The organism is Metabacillus herbersteinensis (assembly GCF_042433335.1).
Lineage (GTDB): Bacteria > Bacillota > Bacilli > Bacillales > Bacillaceae > Metabacillus > Metabacillus herbersteinensis.
Window position 1 is genome coordinate 1 of record NZ_JBHLVO010000059.1, and the last position, 7,746, is coordinate 7,746.

Annotated in this window: 8 protein-coding genes; 7 read left to right on the forward strand and 1 reads right to left on the reverse strand. The window is 33.0% G+C overall.

Annotated features, from left to right (window positions below; genetic code table 11):
- Positions 1-345: 345 nt before the first annotated feature.
- From ACFFIX_RS27185 to tatC, 6 genes are all read left to right on the forward strand, one after another.
- Positions 346-1,290, forward strand: coding sequence for a phosphatidylglycerol lysyltransferase domain-containing protein (locus tag ACFFIX_RS27185; protein ID WP_378939718.1), 945 nt, complete (start codon positions 346-348; stop codon positions 1,288-1,290).
- 379 nt (positions 1,291-1,669) lie between these two features.
- Positions 1,670-2,782, forward strand: a complete 1,113-nt coding sequence (locus tag ACFFIX_RS27190; RefSeq protein WP_378939720.1) for a GerAB/ArcD/ProY family transporter — start codon at positions 1,670-1,672, stop codon at positions 2,780-2,782.
- 791 nt (positions 2,783-3,573) lie between these two features.
- The gene (locus tag ACFFIX_RS27195) at positions 3,574-5,202 is read left to right on the forward strand and encodes a flavin monoamine oxidase family protein (protein WP_378939722.1); all 1,629 of its coding nucleotides are present in this window, start codon (positions 3,574-3,576) and stop codon (positions 5,200-5,202) included.
- A gap of 57 nt (positions 5,203-5,259) precedes the next feature.
- On the forward strand, positions 5,260-5,790 hold the full coding sequence (locus ACFFIX_RS27200) for a RidA family protein (protein ID WP_378939724.1): 531 nt from the start codon (positions 5,260-5,262) through the stop codon (positions 5,788-5,790).
- Between the two features lie 42 nt (positions 5,791-5,832).
- A complete protein-coding gene (tatA, locus tag ACFFIX_RS27205; protein WP_378939726.1) occupies positions 5,833-6,057 on the forward strand; it encodes a twin-arginine translocase TatA/TatE family subunit in 225 nt (74 codons plus the stop codon).
- 58 nt (positions 6,058-6,115) lie between these two features.
- On the forward strand, positions 6,116-6,838 hold the full coding sequence (gene tatC, locus ACFFIX_RS27210) for a twin-arginine translocase subunit TatC (protein WP_378939728.1): 723 nt from the start codon (positions 6,116-6,118) through the stop codon (positions 6,836-6,838).
- 200 nt (positions 6,839-7,038) lie between these two features.
- Here the strand turns inward: tatC and ACFFIX_RS27215 are convergent, their stop codons facing one another.
- Entirely contained in the window at positions 7,039-7,260 is a 222-nt protein-coding gene (locus ACFFIX_RS27215; RefSeq protein WP_378939730.1) for a hypothetical protein, read from the reverse strand.
- A gap of 388 nt (positions 7,261-7,648) precedes the next feature.
- Between ACFFIX_RS27215 and ACFFIX_RS27220 the strand changes: the two genes are divergently transcribed.
- On the forward strand, positions 7,649-7,746 hold a 98-nt coding region (locus tag ACFFIX_RS27220; protein ID WP_378939732.1), incomplete at its 3' end, for an NAD(P)-binding protein.

The following is a 7,746-nucleotide window of genomic DNA, read 5'->3' on the forward strand; positions in this document are numbered from 1 at the left end:
GTGGCCCAAAAGATAAGTCTCCATTATGGTTTGATGTAATTGAGTAAATTTAATAACAAGCAGCAAAAAAGGATCTTCCAATCGAAGATTCTTTTTCAATACCGATAATTAGATGGTATGTGAACTAAGAACGTATATCGCATACATGCACATTAAGTTAAAACCGTCCCTTATCAAACCAAATAAGAATATAGTATTTATTAAGTAACCTGTATGGAAGTTAACTTTGTCTTATTAATATTCTTAGTTTCTCATTTAGTATGGTATATTATTCCATTACTTCAAATTTTAAATATTTTATTAAGAGTAATTTTCTGACATCTTTTAAAAAGGAGGGAGAAAAGTGTGGATATAATCAAAAAATTAGAAATAAATAGCGATTGGAAATTTAAAAAGTTATGTATAGATGACATGAATATCTATACTAATTATATAAGTAAATCGAGCATACCTAATGAATGGTCCACAACTTTTCCAAATTTATGGGCCTCCTCCTCTTATCAAACAATACTCTGGACTATTGTAGAAAATATGCTTGTAACATTCCGTTTTTCAAAAAGCAAAGTTAAAATTAGTTTAAAATGTGTTCCTTTTGGTGAAGGAGATCCTGATCACGTTGTAAATATTTTATATAAATGCATGTCGTTTTGCTATAAATGGAATGATCAGTCACATTCACATACTAAGGTCGACATTCTTAACGAGGCACAATTTATTTTTTTGAAAAACTCACCTTTATTTGACAAATACTTCACATTTTCATATCACCGAACTAAGGGGATTAACGTCTTAGAACGACATTATAGCATTGAAAAACTCATTTCTTTGTCTGGAAAAGATTTCGCTTATGTAAGAGAAGCGATTAATAGCCTTTATAGGCGATTTCCTGACATAACTATAAGGTATTATACAACCAATGATTATGATAAATTAATTCATTTATATAATCATTGGCTTAAAACCGCCAAGGAAAAATATTTTTATATTAGCGATAAAATAGAGTATCGTCAAATCTTGAAGTATCACACTCGACTTAACCAGATTATTCTTGTTGCTGAAATTGACGGACTGATTGTAGGGATGATTGCCGGTGGAGAGCTTCCGAACGGACAGTCATGGGTCAGTCTTAGAAAGACAATGAATAATGGAAGAGGTTTAACACAGGCATTAGTAGTAAAACTGGCAGAAGAAATTCATAATCTAAATCCGAACATCGAATTATTAAATGACGGTAGTGACGATGGACAAGAGGGTATTATATTTATAAAAAAAAATTCAGACCTGTACTAAATTTAACACTCCATTCTCTATATCTTAAATAAACGAAAGTAGCGATAAGAGATATAACCAAAACAAATTGTTTCATAAGGCACCCCATACAATGCGAATGGACCCAATCAAAACTTTGATAAATATCAGATAAATTACCTCTTTATTGAATGGATGGTTTTAATTGAATTAGCATTATCAAAGGGATCTTCGATTCGAAGATCCTTTTTTACCTGTTTATAAGTAGATGTTATGTGAACTAGATTTGTATAAAGTATTCATGTGAACTTTGGATCTTGTTCAACTTGCATAACGTGTTCGCACTTGGTAATAATAAACAAAAATAAAATTCCGTTTGACTTGGAATAATCAAAAGCTTTTTCATGCTTAGGAGACAATAATGAAACAGCAAAAAATAAGTGCTCTTCAACTTTTCTATGTAATAGCTGGATTCGAGTTAGGAACAACAATGCTTTTTGGATTTGGTGCAGAAGCTAAGCAAGATGCATGGTTGGTTATTGTGCTTGGAATGTTAAACGGGCTGATTTTAATGGGTGTTTTTACGCAATTATCAGTCTATTATCCAGATGATACATTTGTTTCAATGATACCTAAAATTATGGGAAAATATCTTTCTTATCCTTTAATCATGGTTTATATTTTTTATTTTATCTATGCTGCTGCAAGAGGTTGTCGAGATTTAGGAGAACTGATTACAACAACAATTTTGGTTGATACCCCAACCGTTGTTGTGATTGGAAGTTTTATGGTGTTAATGATTTACTGTCTTCGGGGTGGAATTGAGACTTTTGGACGAATGGGGGAAATGGTCTTTCCAATTTACATTATGTCACTGATTGTGATTTGGATTCTATTATTTAGTATTGAATCATTCAATCTTAAAAACCTTACCCCTGTATTAGGAAACGGTGTTAAGCCAATTTTGAAAGAGGTTTATCCTGGTGGAATAAACTTCCCATTTGGAGAAACATTTATCATCATGATGTTTTTCCCTTTTTTAAACAGTAAACGGAATATAAGAAAAATAGGCATGTTCGTAATTTTAGTTGGGGGAGTATTGCTTGCAATTAATTCAATCATTGTCTTATCTGTTTTAGGACCCGAAATTTACGGTAAGGATTTCTTTCCTCTTCTAACAGCTACCCGCATGGTTTCTATTGCGGATTTTCTTGAACGTTTTGATGTATTGATTATATTAATGATGGTAGCAGGAGTATTTTTTAAGGTTGGAAGTTGGACATTTGGTGCATCCATTGCAATCTACCAATTATTCAAGCTAAATCATTCTAAATCGATACTACTTGCTCTGGGTTGTATTATTACCCCCTTATCACTATTAATTGCAACTGATTTTGTTGAACATTTAGAAATTGGATTGGGATATAATTATTTTCTTTATTTCCATGTACCATTGCAAATAATCGTGCCGATAATGCTTCTTTGCATCGCTTTTATTCGGAAAAAGTTCAATCCTGAAAACTCTTCTGTCTGAAGCTCAAGCTATCCGTAAAACATTAGAAATTCAAGATTCGGAATTTAAAGGAGTTACTGTATTAATTTTTAAACTATAGAGTTCTTAGTTAATTTAGCAGTATAAAATGATCTTCTTATCGAAGATCATTTTTATTGCCTATAATGAGACGTTATGTGAACTAGGTTTTTATAAAGCATTCATCTGATACTTTGGGATCTTCTTCAATTAACGGGGCAGGTTAGCTTAAGAATTTACACATGTGGCTTTAGTAAAGTATTCTTTTAAAATTTTATACTTTCGTTATTCAAGAATAGGGCGCGTTTCTTTAAAAAGAATTGTGCTTTCAATATAGTCAAACATATGAACCACCATCAAAAAAATTTACGATGATATTCAATTTTCTTCAACTATTTTCCGTTAAAAAAGTTATTCTTTGTTTCTGCTATTGCCTTTTGTGGCTTTTCATTACACCATTGAATTTTTATTCTCAATTAGCAGTTAACATAATACTGATTATTATCAGTTAAAAACCTACGTTTATAATGGTTTGATTTTGATAAAAGTTATGATACATAAACGCACAAAAAAAGAGGTGGAAATCACTTCTTTTTATTTTGTCTTAAAAACCATGGCTTCTGATAGTCTGTTAGATTCCAATCCCTGTTACAAATCCAAGTCTATACATAGAGACTAGTTCTGTGATTTGTTACACCAAATATAAAATTCATGTAAGAACACCTTACATATATATGAAAATATTTTAAAAAATGTAATACTATTAAAATTAATTCAGGGAGGTGTAAGGAAAAATGACAAGTAGCAAAGAAAAAGGTATGACTAGAAGAGATTTTCTAGATCAAGTTGGAAAAGTGGGAGGAGCAGTTGCAGTTTGGGGCGCAATGGAATCTTTGGGTTTATTAGGTAAGCCGTTAATGGCAAGTGCGAAGGAATTTAATAGTCCTAAAAAAAGCGATTTAACAATGGCTAATAAAAATGGAAAAAAAGTTATTATTTTAGGAGCAGGTATTGCTGGTATGTCAGCAGCTTATGAATTAGGTAAAGCTGGTTATGATTGTAAATTACTAGAAGCAAGAGATCGTACTGGCGGTCGAAACTGGACAATAAGAAAAAGTACTGAAGAAACAGAAATTAGTGGTGTAAAACAAACATCAAAATTTGATAAAGGACTATATATGAATGCGGGTCCTGCACGTATTCCACAGCATCATGTAACTCTTGATTATTGTAAAGAACTTGGTGTTGAACTTGAAGTGTTCGCTAATTCAAATGATTTCTCATACCATTATCAAGAAAATTCTGGTCCACTATCAAGTCAAAAAATTAGAAAAGGTGCTATAAAAGCTGATACTCGAGGCTATATATCGGAACTGTTAGCAAAAGTTGCTGATAAATCAGCACTAGATCTTCAACTTTCAAAGGAAGATATTACAAGATTAACTGCCTATCTTAAAGGTGAAGGGGATTTATCTTTAGATTATACATATAAAGGTTCAAGTCGCCGTGGATATATGGAATTACCTGGTGCAGGTCATCAGCCTGGTACTTTAGAGACACCATTTGCATTTAAGGAACTTCTTCAATCAGGGATGATGAATAGTATAAGTGGAGATTATAGTTTTCAGCAACAACCGATGATGTTCCAGCCTGTAGGAGGGATGGATCAAATCCCAAAAGCTCTTGAAAGTAAGTTACCAGGAAAAATAACTTTTGGAGCTGAAGTTCAAGAAATTAGACAATCAGCTGATGGTGTTAGGATTGTATACAAAACAAAAAATAATGGTAAAACAAAAGAAATAACAGGTGACTTTTGTATTTGTACAATTCCACTTCCTGTATTAAAAAATATTCCAGCCGATTTTACAACACAAATGAATAATGCTATTAAAAGTATAAATTATGCAACTACTGGAAAAATTGGTCTTCAGTTTAAAAATAGATTCTGGGAGCAAGATGATCGTATTCTTGGTGGAATTACAACAACGAATATGGATATTTCACAAATTTGGTATCCTTCCAATGACTTTTTATCTCAAAAAGGAGTTTTAGTTGGCTATTATAATTTTGGTCAAAATGCAATAGATTATGGAAACCTCTCACTTTCACAGAGACAAACTCGTGCTTTATCTCAAGGTAGAAAAATACATCCTCAGTTTGCCAAAGAATTCGAAAGTGCTTTCTCGGTTGCTTGGCATAAAATTAAATATAATCAAGGTGGATGGGCTGAATACTCCGCATCTGATCGTAAGAACTACTATCCTATTTTAAATGAGCCACAAGGTAGAATTCATCTCGCTGGTGAACATCTTAGTTATTTAACTGGATGGATGGCAGGGGCATTTGAGTCAGCAAGAATTGCAGTTAATAGAATCCATGAAGAAGTATTAAAAGAAAGTAATGTTACTTCTAAAGTAGGATAAACGAATCTTATTACGATAATTAATATCAATGATTCAAATTTAGGAGGAGATGAAACAATGCATAAAACAATTAAATCGTTAGTTATAACTACTGTACTTGGGACAAGTTTAATTGCCGGATTCTCTATTGTTTCCGCAGGTAGTGAAAGTAAGGCATTGAAAATAAATAAAATAACTTTTTTCGGTGCTCCAACATCTTCTATTTCAAGTTCAGTTGCTGTACCACACAATTATAATCGTTTATCGTTTAGTGGAACAGTACCGCCATTATTAAACAAAGATGGAAAAACTCTTTATGAAAGATATGGTGACACAGAAACTCAAGCTATTGGAATTCTAAAGACTTTTAAAGCTGATCTTGAAGCAAAAGGACTTTCTATGTCAGATATAACATATTTAAGAGTGTACCTTACTCCAGATCCTAAGAAAGGAGATAAACAGGACTATCAAGGATGGTTTAATGCATATGCAAAGTTCTTTAATACAAAGGAGAATCCAAATAAGACTGCACGTTCTACTGTAGGTGTTGAAAGTTTAGTAAATTCAGATTGGTTAATTGAGATTGAAGCAGAGGTAGCCTACAAATAATTTGGCTGATTTTTAAGATTACATGATGGAGGTAGAATAATTATGATTCAAAATATCGGTGTTCCAGGATTAATTTTAATTCTTATCATTGCACTCGTAATCTTTGGACCTTCTAAATTACCTGATATCGGACGAGCTTTTGGACGTACTTTATCTGAATTCAAGAGTGCGACAAAGGGATTAATATCAGATGATATTAATGAGGAAGTGAAACAACCTGAATTAACGGCTATCGAAAAGAAAAAGGATAAGTCGATAGTTTCATAATGAATATGTAGGCGGGGCAACTCGTCTATTTCTTTTTTGATAACTGGAGGCGTCCATCATGGAAAACAAAGATCCATATTTAATAGCACATTTGGAGGAACTTCGCCAACGAATTATCAAAGCCTTGTTAGCGTTTATTATCTTTTTCGTTGGGGCGTTTATTTTTGTCCAAGATATTTATAATTGGTTAATTAGAGATCTTGATGGAAAATTGGCCGTACTAGGGCCAAGTGATATTTTATGGGTGTATATGATTATCTCTGGTGTATTTGCTATAGCGGCTACTATTCCTGTAGCTGCATATCAGACATGGAGATTTATAGCTCCTGCTCTGACAAAAGACGAGAGAAAAGTCACTTTAAGTTTTATCCCGGGATTATTCATTTTGTTTATTATCGGGATCTGCTTTGGATATTTTATATTGTTTCCAATTGTATTAGGATTTTTAATGAATATTTCCGAGGGGCAGTTTGAAACGATGTTTACAGCAGATAAATATTTCAGGTTTATGATTCACTTAAGTTTACCATTCGGCTTTCTTTTTGAGATGCCGTTGGTAGTGATGTTTTTAACGAGACTAGGAATTCTCAATCCGATGAGGTTGGCTAAGATGAGAAAACTCTCCTATTTTGTCCTCATTGTCGTGTCAATCCTAATTACTCCTCCTGATTTTATCTCGGATATTCTGGTCATTGTTCCTTTACTGCTCCTTTACGAATTGAGTGTCTCTATTTCCAAAATTGTTTATAAGAAGAGGCTGGCAAACGATGTAACGATGTAATTAATCAAAGTGTTTTTGTGCAAACTACAAGTTTATTAGGGCAAGATCAATAGTTGGATAGATTATGAAAAAAACTAAAAAATCCTTCTTATCGGGAACGCTTAAAGTGTCACTTGTATGGGCAACTGAATAGCACATTACTCTGTTCCTCTACCATGTTTAAAATGCGTCAGTTACTTTTAGACAAGAAAAAGAAGGAGTTAAGTGCCCTTTCCCGTAGACAGTTTCTGTGGTTCCATATAACATTTTTTTAGTTTCCAAACTTCTTCTAATGTATCTTTAAAGAGTTGGTCCAAGCGTGGTGTGGGATCAGCAATCTTGATATTTAAACTCTTTGCATAATCCTTCAAACGAGTCATTTCATTCAGGAAAACACTGATTACGTCAATACATGGTACTATATCCAGTTCTTCACCGCCCATTTTACGAGTCAATAAAGTACAGCTTTAGAAACGGCTGACATAGCTTTGATGGCAGACAATTTAAATAAATTACCTTATACGATTCAATTAACCCAGAATATCAAATTTGAATTAGGATTAAAAGTGTTGGAGTTTTGGTAACATTTATATGATGTGAAGAGACTCCGCAAGTCGAAAAGAGGGCAAATCGAAAGGTCAATCTATAATACGAACCCTGTCACTAAAGAACCATTTACATGAAAATTAACCTACAATAAAATAAATAGTAGTTACATTTAGAGGAAAATGTTAGAAAAAAATTTCACAGGCCTAGTACATATAATGTAACTAAGGCATTCACCCAAATCGTTTGGTGAATGCCAAATTTTCTAAAAAGGGAGTGAGATTGATGAAAAAGAGACTCTGTATTATTGGTAGTGGCGTAGCCGGACTGCATCTAGCTTATGCTCTAAAGGACGACTTTGATATTACAGTCATTGAACGTCA